Origin of the sequence: Shewanella colwelliana ATCC 39565 (genome assembly GCF_000518705.1) — a bacterium.
GTDB lineage: Bacteria > Pseudomonadota > Gammaproteobacteria > Enterobacterales > Shewanellaceae > Shewanella > Shewanella colwelliana.
The window spans coordinates 325904-346685 of the sequence record NZ_KI912479.1 but is presented as its reverse complement, the minus strand read 5'-3'; the positions used below and the strand labels follow the sequence as shown (position 1 = coordinate 346685).

Below are 20782 nucleotides of genomic sequence, written 5' to 3'. Positions count from 1 at the left end.
CGATTCCCCTGTAGTTCAGTTGGTAGAACGGCGGACTGTTAATCCGTATGTCACTGGTTCGAGTCCAGTCTGGGGAGCCACTGCTTTTAAGATATTGCCCTCCTTATTAATATAATTTCGCTTTATTAGATAATAAGTTAGACTGTACGCAATAATTTTGTCTAAAATTAACTTGCCGATCACGTTGGACTAACTTGTTATGAGTGTTTCGAAAACTTTTCACTTTTTGCTTGTGGTAATATTTATCAGTATCACGCTCGTGCTTTATCGGGCTGAAGCTGAACGTGTGACGAAATTAGCAACAGAACAGTTCAATAGCTACACCAGCTCTTCTGTATGGTTAACCTCCCTTCCAGAGAACGGTGAAGCGCTTTATTCACGCCTTAAGCAAACTTATTCATTTCAGTTTTTTCAGTATATCCATAGTCAAGACAGTAGTTTTAACTTCACTTACGGTCAGCTAATGAGCCAACGCTCAGACATAATTAAGCGTCTTTTTATTCAAGAGCTCGGTGATACACGAGCACTGCCTATGGGGCGCTTACAAGTTAAGTTGAGCCTTGAACCCATTTTAGACAGCGCTGCATCGTCATTAAAAAGCAACTTAATTTATTTGTGGGCGCTGTATTTGCTTATTGCCATACTCTTTAGCTTACTCATGAGTCGCTTAAAACGTTCAATTCGCTATGCAAGTGAGGCGATCGCCTCCCTCGCCTCACTCAAATTTGATGCACTCGCTCACTCTAAATTTCGCGGCGAGCTAAAACCCGTAGGGCTGGCAATAGAGAACAGCCGAACAGCGCTGCATCAGCAATTTAACGAGATTAACAAACACAATGAGTTGCTAAATCGTGAAGCCTATCAAGATCCGGTCACAGGCTTCAGTACCCGACCTAAGTTTACTGATAAATTAGACAACCTCGCCAAACCGGGTAAAGACAGAATTGGTCTACTCGCCATGGTTAAAGCCACTGAACTTGGGGCAATTAATCAAGCCCAAGGACGAGTCGCTGGCGACGACTACCTTGCAGGCGTGGCAAACTGCTTAAGAAAGGCCTTATCCGAGCAGTCACATGTCGAGTTTTACCGAATTTCAAGCGCTGATTTTGCTGTATTTATCCCTGATCTGGTGATTAACGACGCCGAAGCAATACTCGATAAAATTAAGTCGGAATTTGATGAGTACCAGCAAACCATCGAGGCTGAATCAGTTGCGTATACGGGGTTAGTTCCGTACCAGCAAGGTAATGAAGTTTTATCGTTAGTGTATTTAGGTGATGCTGCAGTCAGTATTGCTCAGACGCTAGGTCCTAACAGCTACCATATTCAAGAAAAGCTCAATGGCGATGAGCTATTTGGAGATTCGCGCTGGAAAGAAGCCGTTGAAGATATCATCGCCCGCAAAGCACTGCGTTTTCACGCCCAAGATATTCAGCCGTGCCGTGGCGAACAAAAAGTATATCGCGAGCTACTGTCTCGCTTTTACAGTAAAGAAGGCAAATTTTTACCGACCGCAACCGTTATTGCCATGGCTGAACGGCATAATTTAAGTGTCGAACTCGACAAAATCATTATTCTCAATACCTTTCGTCTACTGATGGATAACCCTAATCTAGATGGCGTGTTTGGCATTAATATCAGCACAGCATCAGTTACTCAACCGACCTTTGTTGCATGGCTTAAAGATCTATTTATCCGCCAGCGCTCTTTAGCTTCACGCATCGTACTTGAAGTTAACGAATCAGGAATGCAAGCCAATATCAACATGGCCTATAAGTTCGTCCGCGATATGCATAGCGTTGGCTCACGGGTATCGGTCGAACATTTTGGGATGGGTTTCACCTCGTTTAAGTTTTTTAAAGAGATTAGGCCGGACTTTATTAAGCTCGATGGCAGTTATACCGATGCCATCGACAGTGATGACAATAACCGCTTTTTTGTGAAGATGATTGTGGATGTTGCGCGCAAACAATCGATAAAAGTGGTCGCTACCAGTATCGAACGCCAAGAAGAAAAACTGGCATTTGAACACCTTTTGGTCGACGGTCTTCAAGGCTACTACATTGCTAAGCCCAAACCTATTTCAACAAAAGATGAACAATCAACAGTCACTTAAATCAAAAAGGGATTAATCCCTGCATTCTATGTGTTGTTAATCCCAGCCGAAAGGCCGATAATACGCCATAATTTAGAAATAGATAGCATAAAGAGATGAGTGAATATCTCCTACTTTTGGTCGGCACAGTACTGGTCAACAACTTTGTATTAGTCAAATTCCTCGGACTATGCCCATTTATGGGCGTATCCAGCAAACTTGAGTCTGCCATCGGTATGTCCATGGCGACGACGTTTGTATTGACACTCGCGTCAGTCTTAAGTTACCTCGTAGACAACTACCTGCTGCAGCCCTTTGAAATGGGTTATTTGCGCACAATGGCGTTTATTTTAGTCATTGCGGTCGTCGTACAATTTACTGAAATGCTGGTGCAAAAAACCAGTGCCTCTCTGCATCGAGCTTTAGGGATCTACCTGCCACTCATCACCACCAACTGCGCGGTATTGGGTGTTGCACTGCTTAACGTCAATGAAAAACACGATTTCATCGAGTCAGCCATCTATGGCTTTGGAGCTGCTGCAGGCTTCTCAATTGTATTGATTCTATTTTCCGCTATGCGTGAACGGCTAGCAGCCGCTGATGTACCAGAGCCTTTCAAGGGCGGTGCGATAGCAATGATCACTGCAGGCCTTATGTCTCTTGCCTTCATGGGCTTCACAGGATTGGTAAGCTAAGCATGATTGAAATTTTTATCGCTATCGGTCTGCTCAGCGTTTTAGCACTTGTCTTTGGGGCACTGCTAGGTTTCGCAGCCGAAAAATTCAAAGTTGAGGGTGATCCCATTGTCGAACAGGCTGAAGCCTTGTTACCACAAACACAATGCGGCCAATGCGGTTATCCCGGTTGTAGGCCCTACGCTGAAGCGATAGCCAATGGTGAAAAAATCAATAAATGCCCACCCGGTGGCACGGCAACCATGGAAAAATTGGCACAACTCATGGGCGTTGACCCTGAGCCATTAACCGCCACCGCTGAAACACAGATTAAGAAAGTTGCCTACATTCGAGAAGATGAATGTATCGGCTGCACAAAATGCATTCAGGCTTGTCCGGTTGATGCAATTTTGGGTACAGGTAAACAGATGCATACAGTCATCACCGACTATTGTACCGGCTGTGACCTCTGCGTTGAGCCCTGCCCTGTGGATTGCATCGATATGTTACCTGTCGGACAAACGGTGCAAAACTGGAATTGGAAACTCAATGCTATACCCGTTATTAATCTTAGTGAGGATGCCAAGTGTTAACCTTATTTGAACAGATAGATAAAGGGACACTATGGAAAATCCCCGGTGGTATTCATCCTCCCGAGTGCAAAACCTTATCGAGTCATTCTGCGATAGCAAGACTAGCCCCAGCCGATCACTATATTATCCCGGTTCCTCAGGCTGGAGACGCCTATAGTCTTACTGTTGACGTTGGGCAAAATGTGCTTAAAGGCCAGGCGCTCACCCATGGCGAGGGTTTTCGATATTTACCCGTGCATACACCCGTATCGGGCAAAGTTATTGCGATTGAAGAGCGTCCCAGCAACCATGCTTCAGGTTTACCCGTTTTAAGCTGCGTGATTGAAAACGATAAGCAAGATACCCTTGTAAGCAGCATACACCCACGTCTCGACCCGAGCGACGTGGTCAAAATGGACAACGAAGCGATCTTGTCTCGTATCCAACAAGCTGGTATCGCGGGACTTGGTGGCGCGGCATTTCCAACCCATATAAAGTTAAAGCCGGTTAGCGAAATTGAACTGCTGATCATTAATGGCGTAGAGTGCGAACCCTTTATCACCTCTGACGATAGATTGATGCAAGAACATTGTGATGAGATTGTCAGCGGTATCACCATTATCCATCAATTGTTGTCACCAAAACGTATTGTTATCGCCATTGAGGACAACAAACCTCAAGCTAGCGAGCAGATGCGCCATGCGTTAAATAGAAGCACTTTACCGAGCGATCTTGCCAAGGTCACAGTGATCCCCACGCTCTATCCTTCTGGCGGTGAAAAACAGTTAATCCAAATATTAACCGGCCAAGAAGTACCATCTGGTTCAATTCCGGCGCAATTAGGCATTTTGGTACAAAACGTCGGTACGGCTTATGCTATTGATCAAGCGGTATATTGCAATATGCCATTGATTGAGCGCGTGGTGACCTTGACCGGAAGTCATGTCGGCCAAGCCGGGAACTATTGGCTGCCAATCGGGACACCAATTGATGACTTGCTGGGTAAAACCCAGTATTTGGGCAACGATGACGATCCATTAATCATTGGTGGTCCAATGATGGGCTATATGCTGCCCAATAGACACGCTCCCGTGCTAAAAGGCACTAACTGCGTGTTGATGCCAACACAACAAGAAATCGCACCTGAGCGTAAAGAGCAGCCTTGTATTCGATGCGGTGAATGTGCCGTTGCCTGCCCTGCGCAACTGCTACCTCAACAGCTGTTTTGGCATGCCAAAGCTCAAGAGTACGATAAGGCGGCAGGATACAACCTAAGAGATTGCATCGAGTGTGGGTGTTGCAGCTACGTCTGCCCTAGTGATATCCCTCTGGTCGAATACTATCGGGTGGCGAAATCAGCCTTGAAAGTTGAGGCAGAAGAGAAAAAGCAAGCGGAACTCGCAAAGCAACGTTTTGACTCACGAACCCTGCGGCTCGAAGAGGAGAAACGAGCCCGCGAAGAAAAAGCGAAGCAAGCGGCAAACAAACGCAAAGCCGCTATGTCTAACAATGATAAAGATGCTGTTGCAGAAGCGATGGCACGGATCAAGGCGAAAAAAGCTGCCACGCAAACAGAAAATGTTAGCGATGCACCGCAAGATAAAGTGGCAGCGGCCATCGCCAGAGCCAAGGCAAAGAAGCAGACTAAAACAGTAGAGCAAACTGAAAACAGTGTGCCCACGCAACAGGAAAAAGTGGCTGCAGCCGTTGCGCGCGCTAAAGCTAAAAAGCTGGCTCAAAGCATAGCCCCAGTAAAGGAACCAGCAACTGAAACGCCTGATCCGCGAGAAGAGAAGGTTGCCGCAGCAATTGCAAGGGCTAAAGCCAAGAAGGCGCAACAAACAGCAACAAACGAGGAACCAGGGTTAACGACCCAGCAAGAAAAAGTCGCTGCCGCCATCGCAAGAGCAAAAGCTAAAAAAGCAGCAAAGGCAAAAGAAAGTCGTAATAGTGATGCCTGCGACGCTGCTGCGCCTGTTTTGGATGCCCAGCCAGAGACGATATCGGCTGATGAGGCTAAAAAAGCAAAAATTGCGGCAGCCGTTGCCAAAGCTAAAGCAAAGAAGCGCGCACAAGCACAAAGTGCTGACGCAGATAGTGCTAACGCCGAAACATCCCATACCTCGGCATTGACAGCGCACTGCGCTACAGACGGTTCAAGTGCAGATATTTCGTTAACACCCGCTCAGCAAAAACAAGCTAAAATCGCTGCTGCCGTTGCCAAAGCTAAAGCGAAAAAGCTCGCGCAGCAATCCTTGACTAATCAAGAGCACGCGCCAACAGAGGCTAGCATTGGGCCAGATAGTGCGCCAGAAGACGGTGTGACATTGGCTGACGCCAAGAGTCAAAAAAGTGCTACCAGCGAGGCCGATGAAGCTCAAATAGCGTCGCCAGCAGAGATTAAGAAGGCGAAAATCGCGGCCGCCGTAGCAAAAGCTAAGGCAAAAAAATTGACACAAGAATCTATGCTTACCAATGACCAGAACAAGGATTAACCATGGCATTTAAATTGGCGTCATCGCCCCATTTAAATACAAGCGCCCAAACCAAGTCGGTCATGTTAAAAGTGATGCTTTGCGCCGTACCGGGTGTACTTGCACAATGTTACTTTTTCGGATGGGGCGCCATTATTCAATTAATGTTGGCGATCGCCGTCGCCATGGCAGCAGAAGCTGCAGTATTAACCAGCCGCAAGCGTCAAGTATGGCCCACCTTAAGTGATAATAGTGCGGCATTAACCGGCTTATTGATTGGTGTAGCTGTTCCCGCGCTAGCACCTTGGTGGATAACCACAATTGGCGCCATTTTCGCGATTGTCGTCGTTAAACATCTTTATGGTGGCTTAGGCAATAATATTTTTAATCCAGCCATGTCTGCCTACGTCATGCTACTCATTAGCTTCCCATTACAGATGACAACATGGGTCGCCCCTACTGGCGCTGCGCTCAATGATGTGAGTTTGTTAAGCAGTTTGCAGATTATCTTTCAAGGCGCCAGCAGCCAGGAGATTTTAGCCTACCGTGCGGGCTTTGACGGCGTGTCAATGGCCACCCCACTTGATGCAATTAAAACAAGTCTATCAACAGGATTAACCATTGATGAAGCTTTAACCTTACCCTCATTTTCTGACGGGTTTGGCGTGGGCTGGGCCTGGATAAATGTGGCCTACTTGCTTGGTGGATTGATGATGCTAAAGCTGAAGGTGATCCGTTGGCATATTAGCATCGGTATACTGGGTAGTTTATTTGTCTGCGCTGGAGTCGGTTATCTGTTAAGCCCAGACACTCACACAGGTCCGCTACTGCATCTCTTTTCTGGTGCGACTATGCTGGCGGCGTTCTTTATCGCGACAGATCCTGTCACCGCAGCGACTAGCCCGAGAGGCCGCTTAATCTTTGGCGCACTCATTGGAGTGCTGGTTTACGTTATCCGCAGCTTTGGGGGGTACCCTGACGCCTTCGCGTTTGCGGTGTTGTTAGCCAACTTATGTGCTCCCTTTATCGACTACTATGTTAAACCCCGAGCCTATGGTCATCGGTCTAGCCACTAACCCTAGGCAGGAGTGAAAATTGAAACGTTCTATAACCAAAAATGGTAGCTTGCTAGCCCTATTCGCCCTGCTTTGCACGGCGCTAGTGGCGAGCGTGAATCAATTCACCTTTGAGCGGATTAAGACGCAACAAGATCTTGAGTTAATGCGGACCTTGCATCAAATAATTCCAGACTCAATACATGACAATGCATTGATTGAACACTGTATCTTAATCCACGACGAGCAGGTGCTTGGTGTCGATGAACCGCTGCCCGCTTATATCGCTACACTCAAAGGTGAAGGTGTTGCCATTGCCATGGAAACCGTCGCCCCTGATGGCTATAACGGTAAGATAAAAATCATCGTTGCCATCAATACCCTAGGCGAAGTGCTTGGCGTTCGCACCTTAAACCATAATGAAACGCCTGGTTTAGGCGATAAAATTGACCTACGTAAATCTTCGTGGGTGACAGCCTTTAATCAGATGTCGATAACAAGTGCGCAAGATAAACGTTGGGCCGTTAAGAAAGATGGTGGCCAATTTGACCAATTTACCGGTGCCACCATCACGCCAAGAGCCTATGTTGGCGCGATAAAACGTACCCTACTCTACTTTAATGCCAATAAGGCAGAGTTGATGAACCGCCCTGCAAACTGTGAGGTCAACTATGAGTGATTATCGTGAAATTGCGTGGCAAGGCTTATGGAAAAACAATCCAGGTTTAGTCCAGCTTTTAGGGTTATGCCCCCTATTGGCTGTTACCGCAACCCTGACTAATGCAATTGGTCTTGGCTTTGCGACCATGTTGGTATTGATTGGTTCGAACATTTTGGTCTCTCTGGTTAGAGACTATGTACCTAAAGAGATCCGTATTCCAGTGTTTGTCATGATCATTGCAGCTCTCGTGACCTGTGTACAACTATTGATCAACGCCTATGCCTACGGCCTCTATCTTTCGTTGGGTATTTTCCTGCCGCTAATCGTTACCAACTGCGTAATTATCGGCCGTGCTGAAGCCTTTGCGTCACGTAATAACGTCGCTAAAGCTGCATTCGACGGCGTAATGATGGGCATAGGTTTCACCTTAGTGCTCATGGTACTTGGCGCTTGTCGTGAAATACTAGGACAAGGCACTTTGTTTGATGGAGCCGACCTCTTATTAGGTGACTGGGCTAAAGGACTAACCATCCATCTTTGGCAGGTAGACACCAACTTTTTACTTGCCATGCTGCCACCCGGAGCCTTTATTGCGATGGGATTTTTAATAGCAATCAAAAATGTCATCGACAGCAAATTAGCACAACGAACCATGCCAGCCAATCCAGAACCGGCGGTCACTCGCGCACGCATTACTAAGGTGAGCTAAACGATGAATACAGAGAAGCGTCGTCAGATTTTAACCATCCTTAGGGATAATAACCCTAAGCCTGAAACCGAGCTTAACTTTTCATCGCCCTTTGAGCTGTTGGTCGCTGTAACCTTATCAGCACAAGCAACTGACGTTAGCGTGAATAAAGCAACCGATAAGCTATTCCCTGTCGCCAATACCGCGCAAGCTATTTTTGATCTCGGCGTAGAGGGGCTCAAAAGTTATATTAAAACCATTGGCTTATATAACAATAAAGCAATTAACGTAATTAAAGCCTGTGAAATCTTAATTGAAAAATACAATGGCGAAGTACCTGAAAATAGAGAGGGGTTAGAGTCACTACCCGGTGTCGGTAGAAAGACCGCCAACGTCGTACTTAATACCGCCTTTGGTTGGCCGACTATCGCCGTAGATACCCACATTTTTCGTGTCGCAAACCGAACTAAATTTGCCATGGGCAAAAATGTCGATTTAGTCGAGCAAAAGATGTTAAAAGTTGTCCCCGCCGAATTTAAAGTCGACGTACATCACTGGTTTATTTTGCATGGCCGTTATACCTGTATCGCAAGAAAGCCACGCTGCGGGAGTTGCCTTATCGAAGAGTTATGTGAATTTAAAGAAAAAACAGAGTGATCTTTCGTGCATTAAAATAGTGACTTAATCAGATGCCCGCACAAAGCTGTCTATGGTGTAACACATCACGATTAAGTCTATCTATCGACCGTTAGTCAATGGGATACCTAATGGAGCAACTGAACATTGTTAACTTGTTTCAAGCCGGAACCATTACCGTCGGTGTATTAGGAGGTCTACTTCTGTGGAGAACTAATGAGTTCAGGGGCGTTTCATTCGTACTTTGGCTCATCGCCTTTGCATCACTCATTAACATCTTTGAAGAGACTGGCCTAACCCGAGACGTTTACTTAGTTAGCCCCATATTTATTATGTTGTTTGGCCCAGCTAACTATTTGGCAATCAAACTCATCGTAAATAAAACGCTCAAACCTTATGAATGGGCACATTTACTGCCAGTGATTCCCTTTTTAATGTTTACCCATCACGTGCAGGCAATTATTGCGCTCGGCACTCTCTGGCGTCTAGCATACGCACTCTTATCAGTGCTTATTCTGTTAAAGTTTAAACGTTTGCTTGATGAACAACGCTCTGATTCCGATGAATACTCGCTTAACTGGTTGGTCGGAATAGTCTTACTCACCTCTGCTTTTACCCTGATAGATCTGATACGGCTCAATACTCAGCATATGATTTCTTATGAACTCAACCTACTTGGGCAAGGCTTAAATACCCTCATCTGGCTAGTTGCGATCATGGTGATGATTTATATGCTGTCAAAACAACGTCGCCTGCCGCAGCATCCAATAAAAGCTGAGGCAACAAGTAAATTAACGCAGCGACACTTACCCGATGAAAAGAGTGAATACACAAGCGTCTTTTCAGAGCTAGATAAGTTACTCACAACGAATCAATGGTTTCTCACACCCCGATTAACATTAAATCAAGTAAGCGAGCTAACAGGCTTGCAAAGTCGAGATATCTCTCGGGCCATCAATTTATGTGCTGAGACTTCCTTCAATGACTATATCAATCGATACCGCGTTGAGCATGTTTGTCAATCACTCGTAAGGCAACCAAACCAATCAATCTTGGATGTGGCTGTTAAAGCCGGGTTTAGCTCCAAAGCTTCCTTCAATAAAGTGTTTAAACAAGTCACAGGGAAAACACCCAGCGAGTATAAAATGAATATGTCAGTCTAACATCACGATCATAGACGTCTAATGTCTTGATCTTAAGCGTTTAAAACTTCCGCTCTGTTTACCTTATGATTATCGAACCATAAGGAATTACACCATGAGAATCTTACTAACGATATCAGTCCTGTCCAGTATCCTCATTGGCTGTGGCACAGGCGTTAAACCGCAGGACGCTAACCATCACGTAGACAACAGCTTTGTGCTAACAAATATCAACGTAGTTGATGTTGTTCAACAAAAAGTGCTATCGAGAAAAAATATCATCGTCATAGACGGTAGAATCAATGCCATTATTAACCCAAATCGTCATGATACATACTCAGGGTTAACTCATATTGATGGTAAGGGTGGTTTCATTACCCCAGGTCTTATCGATATGCATGTTCACATGTATGAAACAGCCGCTTACCAATTAACCCTCAGTCATGGCGTTACTCACGTAAGGGTCATGAACGGCATCCCAGCTCACCTAAACTGGCGAGAACAAGTCAACGCAGGACACCTGATAGGTAGCTCTTCAACCGTAAGTAGCCCAATTATATCTGCCTATGACGATGCATATTTACATCATTCAGTGCATACCGCAGAGCAAGCAAAACAAGCTGTAACCCAATATATTGAGCAAGGCTATGACCTCATCAAAGCCTATGGGAATTTAAGTAAAGAAACATTAACGGCCATCATTGCACAGGGGCGGCAACTCAATATGCCCATCGCTAAACACGGCCCTCACGGGTCGGGCGATATGGTGACAGGCTCGTTGAGTGGTTTACAATCTCTTGAACATGTCGAGGATATCTATCAAGGTCCCCTAAATTACCAATTTGCTCCCGAGTTACTCCCTGAGGTGGTCGCTGAATTAAAGGCAACTGGTGTACCGGTAACGCCTACGTTAAACATCTATGCGCAGCTCACTCAACTCAGTCAAGAAAAAGCGCCCTATTTGGCTAAAACAAACCCTGAATACACTTCAGATATTATTGCCTTAGAAACGTCAAACAATCAGGTTGAACGCTGGTTAACGGCCTCTGAAAACATGGCAAAGCACAATCAAAAAGTGTTAGATTTCTTGATCTTTATTACCCAAAAACTACATCAGAGCGGCATACCATTGCTGGTTGGTTCCGATTCTGGCGTACTATTGTCACCACATGGACTCGCAACACACAAAGAGATCCAACTCCTCCTCCAAGCGGGGCTTTCACCTTTTGAAGTACTCGCTGCAGCCACTATCAACCCCGCACGAGCGCTCAAGCTTGAACACAACATTGGCCACATTCGTGAGAGCTTACAAGCTGACTTTATTTATACCCAATCTAGCCCAATAGATGACTTAAGCCTGTTAAAAGAACCTAGCGCAGTGATAAAGAATGGACATTGGTATTCACAACAAACTCTCAAAAAAATGCGAGAACAAGCGATAGCGTCAAGAAGTTTATGGCAGGAACTGAAAGTATTAGTTGAAGCTCTGTAAACCCCAAATAGCCTGATTTGAAAACGATCTTGAGCTAAGCTACATAGCCAAATGCTCAATGATGTAAATACTAAAAAAGCCACAATAGTAGCTCTTTTAGTGCTTCTGTGCGCCGTTCGACATCACTAACACTCAGTACACTGTTATCAAACAGTTTTTAACGAGCTTCTGTTAAGGCGCTAGACAAAAACTGTTTTCGTTTACCTAGCTTAAAACAAACACACAAAAAATATAGAAAGAAATGCTGCAATCGTGATAGCCAAACCTACAGCCATTTTTAATTCGTAAGACATAGTAAACTCCTCGATGTTGATGGTTCCATTATCCGTATCTCCTAATTTAACTCCATGATTTAAAGCATAAAGTGTGAGGCACGTCATAGACTTATTTTGTCAAATATAATGGTCATAGATAATACTGTTTTCCTAAGCCATATCAGGCACTTTGCTATATAAAATATGTTATTGAGTGCAACTATCGGCCAATACATGGGTATAATGCCTCCTCATTTCTATCGCAACAGAAGAGGTCTTCATGGCTCAATTACTCCACACCATGCTACGAGTTGGCAATCTAGAGCGCAGTATCCATTTTTATACCGAGATCTTAGGCATGAAGTTGCTGCGCCGCTCTGAAAATACTGAATATCGCTATACCCTTGCTTTTGTTGGTTTTGACGATGAAGACAGCGGTGCTGCGGTGGTTGAACTTACCTACAACTGGGATACAAACCAGTACGATCTTGGTAGTGCCTTTGGTCACCTTGCCATTGGCGAGGAAGATATCTATAGTCGCTGTGCTGCCATCGAAGCGGCAGGCGGCAAGGTTACCCGTCAACCCGGTCCCGTCGCCGGCGGCTCGACTGAAATCGCTTTTGTTGAAGATCCTGATGGCTACAAAATCGAATTCATTCAGATGAAATCCGCCCAACAAGGCCTAGGTTAGGTTTTAACTTGGGTAATAAAAAAGCGCCAGATGGCGCTTTTTTATTACTTTATAGAGATAGGCTTAGAACTTCACCGTCACACCACCATAGAACTGACGTCCAAGGGTGTCATACACTTCAGGAACCGTACCAGCTTCATTGCCACTCGCAACCATGACAGGTTCAACATCTGTTAGGTTCTTGACACCTAAAGTTGCGGTGACACTGTCATTGAAGTGGTACAAACCTGAAATATTGTGATAAAGCACAGACTCTGCTTTATCACCATAGTTAATGTCATTCATTTCGCCGATGTAGCGATTTGAATACATTAGGCTCCAATCACCTTGGCTCGCTTGTACACTAAAGTTATTTTTCACTTCTGCGTAGCCACCGAACATACCACCGATGGTACCCGTGTAGTCAACGCCATCTTGCTCGAAGTTAAGTAGATAGGTCAAATCATTGCTGACTTTCCAATCTAACCCTAAACCTTCGAAACGATATGCCAAGTTAAAGTCAACACCACTGGTATCTTGATAACCCACATTAGTCAGCGGATTGGTTAACTCTGTCAAATCTCCATTGGCACCAATTTTAAAGGTTTCGCACGCTGTGGCATCACCTTCATAACACGCCTTTAGACCAGCTTGAACATCTAGACGAGAGATTGCATCGGTGATTTTAAAGCGCCAGTAATCTAAAGTCACAGACATACCATCGATGTAGCTTGGTGAATAAACTAGACCAGCTGTGTAGGACTCAGAACTTTCAGCCTTCAAGTCGGGATCTGAGGTGTAGTTAACTAAGATTTGCGGATCTTGCTCATTACCCCACGGATCATCTAAATAATCGTATGAACCAACGTTACCACCATATAGCTCGCTCACATTTGGAGCCCGGAAACCTGTCGCCGCGACAGTACGAAGCATTAGATCATCTGTCGCTTCATAGGTTAGACCGATTTTCCAAGTCGATGCATTACCAAAGGTTGAGTAATCATCGAAACGCAGCGCGAACTCACCCGTTAACTTATCGGTAAATGGGACGCTAACTTCTTGGTATACCGAGAATACACTGTAGCTACCATCTGTTGGGTCTTGCTGCGCTGCAGTGCCGTCTCCCGCAACAATCACTGGATCAGGGTTATAGTAACCGCTGTCATGACGATATTCAGCTCCGATAGCATAAGCCACAGCCCCTGCATCTAATTCAAATGCCTCGCCACTAATAACACCCGATACGATATGCTGTTCGTTACCACCAGTTGTACTTTCTAGATAACTGATGTCATTAACAATCGCGTCTGACAGTGGATCACCACTGAACCATGCATCTTGATTGTCATACATAGATTGCTCCATGTTTGATGCATTAATTGAGTTATGAACCCAAGTTTCAGCTTTGTTTTTACCGTAAGTATAAGCAACATCCCAATCGATCCCGGTATGTACATCCAGCACCCCTGCAAGGCCTGCAGAGATGCGCAGCGTATCTGTGTCTTGCTCATAGATACGGTTGCCTGCGTCTGTCATACGTCGACGGTACTCAACTTTACCTTGATCATCAGCTGATATACCGCCAGCAAGCATCTCATCGGTTAAGGTAATACAGTTACCTGTTGAGCTAGGCGTACATACATCAAGCATTACAGAGGCAGGCTGAGGCGCCATCATCTGCTCTGACTGACGTTTGGTATACAGTACATCACCGGTGAAAATAATATCGTTGCTAAGCTCTTGAGTGGCATTGGCGAAGAAGCTATAGCGAGTACTTGGTGTCTGTAGCCAACTATCTTGGGTGTAATCGTAGCCTTCCGTACGTGCAACCCAATCACCGTTTTCATCTTGTACTTTGCCACCCAAAGAGCCGCCAGGTACGAAGCTACTTGCCCCCTCTTCCACCCAATCTCGGTCTTTTTGCATGACACCGCCGCGGTCAGAGTAAGCAACACCAAACGTGTAGTTACCGTTATCGGTATTGAAACCGTACAAGGCACTCAGTTCAAGATTTTCACCATCGCTCTTATCCGTCACACCACCATTGACATCAAGTTGAAACCCTTCAAAATCTTTCTTTGTAATGATGTTAACAACACCGGCAATGGCATCTGAACCATAAACCGCTGAGGCACCGTCTTTTAAGATCTCAACGCGGGCAATCATCGCCACAGGAATCGTATTCAAATCCACGGCGCTGTCAGCCCCCGATCCTGAGTTCACCATACGACGCCCATTTAATAGAACCAAGGTACGACTTGACCCCATGCCACGAAGGTCAACCTGCGCAACCCCATCCGCACCGTTATTCGTCGTTGACCCGGCTGCCATACCAGCCATCGCTGGTTGAGCCTGCAAAATCTCATCGACTGAATTGTAACCTTCTGCTCGTATCGCACTGGCGTCAATGACTGTCACTGGCGATGCAGTTTCCATATCTTGACGTTGAATACGGGAGCCTGTCACTGCAATTCGCTCAAACGTGGCACTTTCTTCTTCAGCGATCGCATTATGAGAGACGACAAAGGCACTGCTCGATATTGAGGCTATCAAACTCAACTTTATAGCCGAGGCCAACTTTGTTGTTTTTACCATGTAAATTTAACTCCCTTACTCAATGTTATTATTTTACGCTCTACTTTTATTTGTAAGCGCTGAAATTGATACTGAAGTTTCACTTTAAATCAGTCAATCCACTAAATAATTAACCAATGATAATGGTGAGTTAAATAACATGACATAACAGTTAACAACGTAAATACAAAAAACCTGTGAACATCGACATAATTTGAATACCTAGAGAATATCACTATATATTTATCCCCAAGCCAGCTAATCATACCGTTACAAACGCAACATAAATACAACGCACACAAATTCAAGCTATGTGACATCCATCACATATTTTCAGTTGTAATGACTGTTAGACCTATGGGTCAACAGACTCATTATGAGTGAAATATATACAAGGCTACTTATCCTAAAGCCAGAAAAGGTTACGCAATTGAAACGAAAACCAATAAGATACAATATGATACATAAAAATGAGCCGCGATTTGATAGAAGCACTCTATAAGTGTGACATTTATGTAACTATGCCTAAAAATAACAAGTCAAAAATTAGGAGCGCTTTTCAGCAACCGCTTACCAATCAGAATAAAGTGTTTATACCCTGTGCTAATTAATGAAGATTAAACTTTGATTTATTTATAATAACGGTAGTTTAAAACTTATAACGAAAAGAAATGCAATAAACAAAAAGGCAAAGCAACTAACCCAATAATAACAACTGATACAGGATGCATCATAAAGATAAAATGAAAATTAATAATCAGTGTATAGTCAGGTTTAAAAATACAAGCGCAAAGCCTAAATTAAATAGACTTTGCAGACATAATTAGATGTGAACAAATAAGCTATGCAGCTACTCAGGCTTGATTAAATTAAAGTGTTGGTAGGCTCGTTGAGTAGCGATACGGCCTCTAGGCGTTCGTTGGATAAACCCTTGCTGTATTAAAAAGGGTTCTAATACATCCTCTATGGTTTCTCGCTCTTCACCAATGGCTGCGGCCAGATTATCTAGGCCCACAGGTCCACCCATAAATTTGTCGATAATTGCAAGTAGTAGTTTGCGATCCATATAATCGAACCCTTCAGCGTCGACATCAAGCATGTCTAACGCACTATCAGCGACTCGTTTGTCGATTTCACCATCATGCTTAACTTCAGCGTAATCTCGCACCCTTCTGAGCAGACGATTGGCAATACGCGGTGTGCCGCGAGAGCGACGTGCGACCTCTAATGCGCCAGGCCCATCAATGGGTAACCCAAGCACATTGGCCGATCGCGTCACGATACTGCTGAGATCTTTCACATTATAAAATTCTAATCTCAACGGAATACCAAATCTTGCACGCAACGGAGAGGTTAACGCGCCAGCCCGTGTCGTTGCACCGATCAATGTGAAGGGTGGCAGTTCAAGCTTAATCGAACGAGCTGCAGGGCCTTCACCAATCATGATGTCCAATTGGTAGTCTTCCATTGCTGGATAAAGGATCTCCTCGACGACAGGACTTAAACGATGGATCTCATCGATAAATAATACATCTCCCTCTTCAAGATTCGTTAGCAACGCAGCTAAATCACCGGCTTTTTCGAGTACCGGACCAGAGGTTGACTTGATATTAACACCCATCTCATTAGCAACAATCATTGCCAATGTTGTTTTACCTAAGCCTGGTGGGCCATAAATCAGCATGTGATCTAACGCTTCGCCGCGCTTCTGCGCCGCTTCGATAAACACTTTTAATTGCGCTCGAGTGTCATCTTGCCCAGTATACTCGTCGAGCAACTTGGGACGCATCGCTCTATCTATTTGCTCGTCACGTTCCTCAATGCCTTGAGGCTGCGCATGGACGAGTCGATCGGCTTCTATCATTTTTTCCTCACTCTACCGCTTCACAGCATAGATTTCAGCGACGCTTTTATTAGCGCCTCTGAATTCATGCCTTCTAGGTATGCCCCTGAGACGGCTTTGCTTGCCTGTGCAGGTTTGTAACCTAGTGCCAATAATGCCGCTATTGCATCTTCTTCAGCGGTATTCACTTGCGGTGCGGGCGCATAATTAGATTGCAGTACAAACTCTCGCTCTGACCCCACCGACGCTTCCATTAGACTCTTTAATTTATCGCGCATCTCAACGAGCAGACGTTCAGCGGTTTTCTTACCCACACCAGGTAACTTCACTAAGGTCGCGATATCATCGTGTTCCACACATTTGACAAACTCTGCCGCGGTCATCCCAGAAAGAATGGTTAGCGCCAGTTTAGGCCCAACACCATTCGTTTTAATCAACAGACGAAACAGGGCTCGCTCCTGTTTTGTGACAAATCCATACAGGAGTTGTGCATCTTCACGCACCACAAAATGGGTGTAGATCACCGCTTCTTGGTTAAGGTCTGGTAATTCATAAAAGCTGGTTAACGGCATCTGTAACTCATAGCCAACACCATTCACTTCAATCAGCAGTTCTGGAGCCTGCTTTTCAATTAATAAACCTCGAAGTCGACCAATCATCTATATCTTCCGTATGTTCTTGAATTCGCTTTACCACCCATGGCAATAAGGCTTTGATAGGTGTGAAAATGACAAACGGCAACACCGAGAGCATCGGCAGCATCGGCCTGAGGCGCCGCAGGTAATTTTAAGATCTGCTGGATCATATGCTGCACTTGAGACTTTTGCGCGCGACCAGTTCCCACGACGGCATTTTTAATCTGAGTGGCTGAGTATTCAGCCACGGGCAAATCCGCGTTGGTGGCAGCGACAATGGCGGCTCCTCTTGCTTGGCCCAGCTTTAACGCCGAATCAGCATTTTTAGCCATAAACACACGTTCAATGGCAAACTCATCGGGTTGATATTGACGAATGATTTCACTGATACCGTCAAAGATCACTTTAAGCCGAGAAGGAAGATCATCTGATGAAGTACGAATACAGCCGCTACCAAGATAAATCTGCTGCCTACCTTGGCATTTGATCACACCATAACCTGTGATCCGTGATCCAGGGTCGACACCCAATATGATTGTCATTAAGTCTCGCAGACCTACTCTAATTCTTGCATGATCTCATCGGAGATCTCAGCATTATGATAAACCTCTTGCACATCATCATGATCTTCTAAGTTATCAATCAAACGCAGAAACTTAGGGGCGGTAGAGGCATCCAAATCTGCTTTGGTTGATGGGATCATGGTGACCTCAGCATTAATCGAGTCTAAGCCCGCTGCATCTAAGGCATCTTTTACTGCACCAAAGGTGTCTGGGGTGGTGTAGACGTCAATAGAGGTATCTTCGTTTGTCACAACGTCATCAGCACCAGCATCAAGCGCCGCATCCATAATGATATCTTCGTCACTACCTTCGTCATAAGAGATAACGCCACGCTTTTCGAATAGGTAGGCGACTGAGCCATCAGTGCCTAAATTGCCACCAGATTTGCTAAAGGCATTACGCACACCAGAAACGGTACGATTGCGGTTATCGGTCATGGTTTCAACCATTACCGCTGTACCGCCAGGTCCGTAGCCTTCATACATTATCGTTTCAAGCACTTGACCATCTAACTCACCCGCACCGCGCTTAATTGCACGTTCAACCGTATCACGGGTCATGTTGTTGGAGAGTGATTTGTCGATTGCCGCACGTAGTCTTGGATTTGCATCAGGGTCTGAACCGCCCTCTCTCGCTGCAACGGTGAGCTCACGAATGAACTTAGAAAAGAGTTTACCGCGCTTGGCGTCTTGAGCCGCTTTACGGTGTTTGATGTTGGCCCATTTACTATGACCTGCCATGTGTTACTCCTTATTCGAGATTAACTCGAAAAAGCCGAGCTAGTATGCTCGGCTTTAATTGTACTTTTTACTCTGCGTCACCTTGTTTGGTTTCGATAACGCTCACACCCAGCTCTTCCAGTTGCTGCGGGTTAGCAAAACCCGGTGCATTGGTTAACGGACATGCCGCAGTCGTGGTTTTTGGAAAGGCCATGACATCACGAATTGAGCTCGCGCCAGTCATTAGCATGATGATCCGATCCAAACCAAACGCTAAACCGGCATGCGGAGGCGTACCGTATTTAAGTGCCTCGAGTAAGAAGCCAAATTTTTCTTGAGCTTCTTCGTCATTAATCCCTAGAATTCTAAATACCGCAGATTGCATCTCACTGTTGTGGATACGAACCGAGCCACCACCGAGTTCACAACCATTAAGCACCATGTCGTAAGCGTCAGAGATAGCGGCAGTTGGATTGGCTTCAAGTTCTGCTGGCGACATATTACTTGGCGCGGTAAATGGATGATGCATAGCATGCAGTCCACCGTCAGAGGTGCGCTCAAACATTGGGAAATCAACAACCCAAAGTGGCTTCCAGTCACCTTGCAGCAGGTCAAAGTCTTCACCAACTTTAAGGCGTAACGCGCCCATTGCTTCAGCGACTATGTTGGCTTTATCTGCGCCAAAGAGTATCAGATCGCCATTAGCTGCGCTGGTACGGGTCAAAATGCCATTAACAACCTCTTCGCTCAGGAACTTGAGTACAGGAGACTGAATTCCTTCAAGGCCCTTTTCTAGCTCGTTAACTTTCATCCAAGCTAAGCCTTTAGCACCATAGATGTTGACATACTTGCCATACTCATCGAGTTGCTTACGCGAAAGCGAAGCACCACCAGGTACACAGATCACAGCTACACGGCCTTCGACATCGTTGGCTGGCTCTTGGAACACTTTAAAGTCAACATTTTTGACTAAATCGGCAACATCGATCAACTCAAGCGGGTTACGCAAGTCTGGCTTATCTGAGCCAAAACGGCGCATCGCTTCTTCAAATGTCATCTTAGGAAACTCGCCTAAGTCAACATTAAGCAACTCTTTAAAGAGGCCGCGTACCATCTCCTCGGTCTTGTCCATCACCTGTTGCGAAGTCATGAATGAGGTTTCGATATCAATCTGGGTGAATTCAGGTTGACGGTCAGCACGTAAGTCTTCATCACGGAAACACTTAACGATTTGGTAGTAACGATCAAACCCTGACATCATCAATAACTGTTTAAACAGCTGTGGTGATTGTGGTAGCGCAAAAAACTGCCCTTTATATGTACGACTAGGCACCAAATAGTCGCGTGCACCTTCAGGTGTGGCCTTGGTCAAGATTGGCGTTTCAATATCTAAGAAACCGTTACCATCAAGGAAACGACGTACAGCGCTAGTCACTTTTGAGCGGAAAATAATACGATCCGCCATCTCTGGACGACGTAGATCAAGATAGCGATATTTCAAACGCTGCTCTTCAGTGTTGTGCTGGTTTTTGTCCATGTTGATCGGTAGCGGCGATGAAGCATTGAGGATAGTTAACGCTTTACCTAACACTTCCACTTCACCGGTGCGCATCTGGTCATTAATCTGGCTGTCTGGGCGAGCACGGACAAGACCCGTCACTTGCACACAAAACTCACCACGTAGTGTGCTGGCGATATCGAACACTTCAGGTAAATCTGGGTCGTAAACAACCTGGATAATCCCCTCACGGTCGCGTAAATCTAAAAAGACTACACCACCTAAATCTCGGCTTCGATTTACCCAACCGACTAGAGTGACTTCTTCTCCAACGTGAGACCGATTGACGTCTCCACAATAATGACTGCGCATCTAACCCTTTCCTTTCATCCACAAAGCCGTGCTTGGGAATATTCAATACATGACAAAAGCGGCATTATAGTGAAATATTGCCGATTTCAAAACAACTTCATCCCGTTATGGGGAAGTCAATTAATAGGTTGGGCAAATAACCAGCAATTCGTTATCTAATATAGC

Annotated in this window: 17 protein-coding genes and 1 tRNA gene; 12 read left to right on the top strand and 6 right to left on the bottom strand. The window is 45.3% G+C overall.

The features are described 5' to 3' along the window. Positions 1-4: 4 nt before the first annotated feature. The 12 genes from L876_RS0117755 to gloA all read left to right on the top strand — a co-directional run bounded on the left by L876_RS0117755 (position 5) and on the right by gloA (position 12434). Positions 5-80 (top strand) — tRNA-Asn (locus L876_RS0117755). Between the two features lie 119 nt (positions 81-199). Further along, the gene (locus L876_RS0117750) at positions 200-2116 is read left to right on the top strand and encodes an EAL domain-containing protein (RefSeq protein WP_028765030.1); all 1917 of its coding nucleotides are present in this window, start codon (positions 200-202) and stop codon (positions 2114-2116) included. 95 nt (positions 2117-2211) lie between these two features. After that, a complete protein-coding gene (gene rsxA, locus L876_RS0117745) occupies positions 2212-2790 on the top strand; it encodes an electron transport complex subunit RsxA (RefSeq protein ID WP_028765029.1) in 579 nt (192 codons plus the stop codon). 2 nt (positions 2791-2792) lie between these two features. Then, the gene (gene rsxB, locus L876_RS0117740; protein ID WP_028765028.1) at positions 2793-3362 is read left to right on the top strand and encodes an electron transport complex subunit RsxB; all 570 of its coding nucleotides are present in this window, start codon (positions 2793-2795) and stop codon (positions 3360-3362) included. Beyond that, complete coding sequence (rsxC, locus tag L876_RS0117735; protein ID WP_028765027.1) at positions 3356-5836, top strand: electron transport complex subunit RsxC; 2481 nt, start codon at positions 3356-3358, stop codon at positions 5834-5836. Before rsxB ends, rsxC begins: the two co-directional genes overlap by 7 nt. Before the next feature lie 2 nt (positions 5837-5838). After that, positions 5839-6891, top strand: a complete 1053-nt coding sequence (rsxD, locus tag L876_RS0117730) for an electron transport complex subunit RsxD (protein WP_028765026.1) — start codon at positions 5839-5841, stop codon at positions 6889-6891. 19 nt (positions 6892-6910) lie between these two features. Continuing rightward, a complete protein-coding gene (gene rsxG, locus L876_RS0117725; RefSeq protein ID WP_028765025.1) occupies positions 6911-7549 on the top strand; it encodes an electron transport complex subunit RsxG in 639 nt (212 codons plus the stop codon). Further along, entirely contained in the window at positions 7542-8240 is a 699-nt protein-coding gene (locus L876_RS0117720) for an electron transport complex subunit E (protein ID WP_028765024.1), read from the top strand. The genes rsxG and L876_RS0117720 overlap by 8 nt, the downstream gene beginning before the upstream one ends. A gap of 3 nt (positions 8241-8243) precedes the next feature. After that, the gene (gene nth, locus L876_RS0117715) at positions 8244-8876 is read left to right on the top strand and encodes an endonuclease III (protein WP_028765023.1); all 633 of its coding nucleotides are present in this window, start codon (positions 8244-8246) and stop codon (positions 8874-8876) included. Between the two features lie 110 nt (positions 8877-8986). Beyond that, positions 8987-10018 (top strand): helix-turn-helix domain-containing protein, encoded by a 1032-nt coding sequence (locus L876_RS0117710; RefSeq protein WP_028765022.1) that lies wholly within the window; start codon positions 8987-8989, stop codon positions 10016-10018. A 94-nt stretch (positions 10019-10112) separates the two neighbouring features. Next, complete coding sequence (locus L876_RS0117705) at positions 10113-11489, top strand: amidohydrolase family protein (protein WP_028765021.1); 1377 nt, start codon at positions 10113-10115, stop codon at positions 11487-11489. 534 nt (positions 11490-12023) lie between these two features. Beyond that, on the top strand, positions 12024-12434 hold the full coding sequence (gene gloA, locus L876_RS0117700) for a lactoylglutathione lyase (protein ID WP_028765020.1): 411 nt from the start codon (positions 12024-12026) through the stop codon (positions 12432-12434). Between the two features lie 63 nt (positions 12435-12497). Here gloA and L876_RS0117695 read toward each other — a convergent pair whose 3' ends face one another. The 6 genes from L876_RS0117695 to aspS form a co-directional block, all read right to left on the bottom strand. Then, positions 12498-15008, bottom strand: coding sequence for a TonB-dependent receptor plug domain-containing protein (locus tag L876_RS0117695; protein ID WP_028765019.1), 2511 nt, complete (start codon positions 15006-15008; stop codon positions 12498-12500). Positions 15009-15837: 829 nt separating this feature from the next. Further along, the gene (gene ruvB, locus L876_RS0117690; RefSeq protein WP_028765018.1) at positions 15838-16851 is read right to left on the bottom strand and encodes a Holliday junction branch migration DNA helicase RuvB; all 1014 of its coding nucleotides are present in this window, start codon (positions 16849-16851) and stop codon (positions 15838-15840) included. A gap of 20 nt (positions 16852-16871) precedes the next feature. Then, positions 16872-17489, bottom strand: a complete 618-nt coding sequence (gene ruvA, locus L876_RS0117685) for a Holliday junction branch migration protein RuvA (RefSeq protein ID WP_028765017.1) — start codon at positions 17487-17489, stop codon at positions 16872-16874. Then, positions 17486-18007 carry a crossover junction endodeoxyribonuclease RuvC gene (gene ruvC / locus L876_RS0117680; RefSeq protein WP_028765016.1) on the bottom strand — a complete coding sequence of 174 codons (522 nt, stop codon included), beginning with the start codon at positions 18005-18007 and terminating at the stop codon, positions 17486-17488. The genes ruvA and ruvC overlap by 4 nt, the downstream gene beginning before the upstream one ends. Before the next feature lie 14 nt (positions 18008-18021). Further along, complete coding sequence (locus tag L876_RS0117675; protein ID WP_028765015.1) at positions 18022-18768, bottom strand: YebC/PmpR family DNA-binding transcriptional regulator; 747 nt, start codon at positions 18766-18768, stop codon at positions 18022-18024. A 67-nt stretch (positions 18769-18835) separates the two neighbouring features. Then, positions 18836-20617 (bottom strand): aspartate--tRNA ligase, encoded by a 1782-nt coding sequence (gene aspS / locus L876_RS0117670; RefSeq protein ID WP_028765014.1) that lies wholly within the window; start codon positions 20615-20617, stop codon positions 18836-18838. Between the last annotated feature and the right edge of the window lie 165 nt (positions 20618-20782).

Coding starts and splice junctions, on each gene's coding strand:
- L876_RS0117750 (WP_028765030.1), top strand. CDS start 200: ATGAGTGTTTCGAAAACTTTTCACTTTTTGCTTGTGGTAATATTTATC.
- rsxA (WP_028765029.1), top strand. CDS start 2,212: ATGAGTGAATATCTCCTACTTTTGGTCGGCACAGTACTGGTCAACAAC.
- rsxB (WP_028765028.1), top strand. CDS start 2,793: ATGATTGAAATTTTTATCGCTATCGGTCTGCTCAGCGTTTTAGCACTT.
- rsxD (WP_028765026.1), top strand. CDS start 5,839: ATGGCATTTAAATTGGCGTCATCGCCCCATTTAAATACAAGCGCCCAA.
- L876_RS0117720 (WP_028765024.1), top strand. CDS start 7,542: ATGAGTGATTATCGTGAAATTGCGTGGCAAGGCTTATGGAAAAACAAT.
- nth (WP_028765023.1), top strand. CDS start 8,244: ATGAATACAGAGAAGCGTCGTCAGATTTTAACCATCCTTAGGGATAAT.
- L876_RS0117710 (WP_028765022.1), top strand. CDS start 8,987: ATGGAGCAACTGAACATTGTTAACTTGTTTCAAGCCGGAACCATTACC.
- L876_RS0117705 (WP_028765021.1), top strand. CDS start 10,113: ATGAGAATCTTACTAACGATATCAGTCCTGTCCAGTATCCTCATTGGC.
- gloA (WP_028765020.1), top strand. CDS start 12,024: ATGGCTCAATTACTCCACACCATGCTACGAGTTGGCAATCTAGAGCGC.
- L876_RS0117695 (WP_028765019.1), bottom strand. CDS start 15,008: ATGGTAAAAACAACAAAGTTGGCCTCGGCTATAAAGTTGAGTTTGATA.
- ruvB (WP_028765018.1), bottom strand. CDS start 16,851: ATGATAGAAGCCGATCGACTCGTCCATGCGCAGCCTCAAGGCATTGAG.
- ruvA (WP_028765017.1), bottom strand. CDS start 17,489: ATGATTGGTCGACTTCGAGGTTTATTAATTGAAAAGCAGGCTCCAGAA.
- ruvC (WP_028765016.1), bottom strand. CDS start 18,007: ATGACAATCATATTGGGTGTCGACCCTGGATCACGGATCACAGGTTAT.
- L876_RS0117675 (WP_028765015.1), bottom strand. CDS start 18,768: ATGGCAGGTCATAGTAAATGGGCCAACATCAAACACCGTAAAGCGGCT.
- aspS (WP_028765014.1), bottom strand. CDS start 20,617: ATGCGCAGTCATTATTGTGGAGACGTCAATCGGTCTCACGTTGGAGAA.